The organism is Microcoleus sp. D2_18a_D3 (genome assembly GCF_036702455.1).
In the GTDB taxonomy this organism is placed as follows: Bacteria; Cyanobacteriota; Cyanobacteriia; order Cyanobacteriales; family Microcoleaceae; genus Microcoleus.
On the sequence record NZ_JAUBTK010000199.1, the window covers coordinates 1 to 2,127 of the forward strand.

At 43.3% G+C, this 2,127-nt stretch carries 2 protein-coding genes; both read right to left on the reverse strand.

All coding sequences use genetic code 11. The features are described 5' to 3' along the window. Positions 1-59: 59 nt before the first annotated feature. Positions 60-773, reverse strand: coding sequence for a reverse transcriptase domain-containing protein (locus tag QUB06_RS34430; protein WP_333439310.1), 714 nt, complete (start codon positions 771-773; stop codon positions 60-62). Then, positions 718-1,269 carry a reverse transcriptase N-terminal domain-containing protein gene (locus QUB06_RS34435; RefSeq protein WP_333439308.1) on the reverse strand — a complete coding sequence of 184 codons (552 nt, stop codon included), beginning with the start codon at positions 1,267-1,269 and terminating at the stop codon, positions 718-720. Before QUB06_RS34435 ends, QUB06_RS34430 begins: the two co-directional genes overlap by 56 nt. Positions 1,270-2,127: the final 858 nt, after the last annotated feature.

Genomic DNA, 2,127 nt, shown 5'->3' on the forward strand with positions numbered 1-2,127 from the left:
TTTGTGAGCAACAGCTTGCCTAAGATTCAAAGGTAGCTACTTTTAGCTGCGCTCATTTTTTAGTCTAAACTACAGCTACGCTTAGCCCAACGCCAAAGGTATTGCCATACTCGGTGTGAGATATAGCCGTAGGTTTCTTTGCTAACTACACCTTTGTAGTAGTTGGCAAAACCCCTGAGAATAGGATTCAGCTTTTTGATTAAAACTTCTTGTTCTGCACCATTAAGGTTTCTAACCTCTTTACCAATCCGTTTGCAGAAGGCAAGTACCTTCTTCTTGGATGGCTTTATTAGTAGTTTCCCATCGTAGTGTCGGAAGTTGTACCCAAGAAAGTCGAAGCCATCTTCGATTGACGTTACTAGCGTCTTCTCAGGGCTGAGTTCTAGACCTCGTTTTGACATCCATGCTTTAATCAGGTCTTGGGCGGTTTCAAGACTTTCTTTGTCTCTAGCCGTGACGATAAAATCATCGGCATACCGTACCACACCAAGTTTAGGGTTGATGGTCTTTATAAAGTTTTCTAAACCATGCAATCCTATATTGGCTAACAAAGGGGAAATTACCCCTCCTTGTGGTGTGCCTTGTTCCGTTGGATTAAGATTTCCTTGGAACACAAAACCCGCTTTTAACCATCCTTTGATGAGTTCTCGATTTGGAAATTTTCCCATCTTAGTCAGAATGGATTCATGGGCGATGTTGTCGAAAAAGCCTTTGATATCAGCTTCTAGAACCCATTTGTGCCATCTTGAAAACAGGTTGAAACCTTGTTCTATTGCGTCTTGACAGCTTCTTCCCGGTCGGAAACCATACGAGTTTTGCTCGAATACAGCTTCCCATTCGGGTTAAGCGTGAATTCTTTACTATTGCCTGTTCGATTCTGTCGCGCACGGTCGGGATTCCGAGCGGTCGTTTTTTGCCATTTGGTTTGGGTATTTCTACCCTTTTAGTTGGTTTGAGGTTTCCCCCTTCCCAGTTTTTTTTTACCAGAATTACCCGCTGCTCTGGGGTATTGATAACTTCTTTATCAATGCCTGCCGTTGCCTTGCCCTGGTTGGTCTGGGTAATACGCCGAACTGACAATAGTAGATTGGCGTAACTCTTTTTTATCAACTTCTGTAAGCTTCTCAACTTACGAAAATCACCAAGCTTTCTCGCACGAAAGATTCGTTGGCGTAGGTTTCTAACAGTTTTGATAACTTTTCTCCAGTTAATCTGGTTCCAGTTCTCTAGCTGTTTCTTCAGTCCGTTTGTTGCCATTGCTGACACCATCTAACTTGTCCTCAGATTTGATTCCCAGGTTTTTGTTTCTTTCGTATAAGACCCAGAAGAAGTTTGCTTCCCTTTCGGTTAGAAGTAATGTTACAACCCCTATCGAATCCATTGCAGACCCGCATTCGCTTTTTCTTCCATCCTTTGCCCTCCAAAGAGTTCGGTCTTTGTTGCCTCAGACTTACTAAGAGTATTCGACCTCTCCTAGACTCTGTAGGGTTTACCCTGTTGTACCGTTTAGTTGTCTGTCCCCTTTTAGGTGCTATCTATTCTGCGATGGAGGTTCTGTTCACACGATTTATAGAAACCTAAACTATAAATCCTATCCATTTACCTTTTGGTCAAAGCCTATCAGCCTAGTTTGGCTCTTTTTCGTATAACGCAGTTTAAACGATAGTTCACTTTCGTTCACCATTAGGGAACTCCCTCTAGCACTTGTCCGTCTTAGGCTGGCGGTTTCCGTTACCTTCGTGGTCTGCACTCCGACTGTTTCGTTGCCTACTGGGCCGTGACCGGACTCTTGAGAGTCTTTTACGTGAGGGTAAGGGGTGTGACTCCCTTAGCGGAGGCGGTTCCGCATACTAAACGACCATTTCAGGTCGCGCTAGGCTAAACGAATCGCACACCGGAATTAATATCACTCACTTGAGAATTACTAGAGACTGTCATGGATGCAGAAACCCTATGGGTACGCTTCGGCACACTTGAGGGCATTAGAATGCGGTGTTTTTAAGGAGTGCATATTTCTGCGATCGCTTTTTCTTCGGGATGATTAGCAATATACAGCATATTCCATGTATATATGATACATTGTATTTAGTACATAAGCGAAAAAAATGAAACCTTATTCGATCGAGT

Excerpts from the sequence above, each read along its gene's own strand:
- QUB06_RS34435 (WP_333439308.1), bottom strand. The coding sequence starts at position 1,269 with ATGGTGTCAGCAATGGCAACAAACGGACTGAAGAAACAGCTAGAGAAC.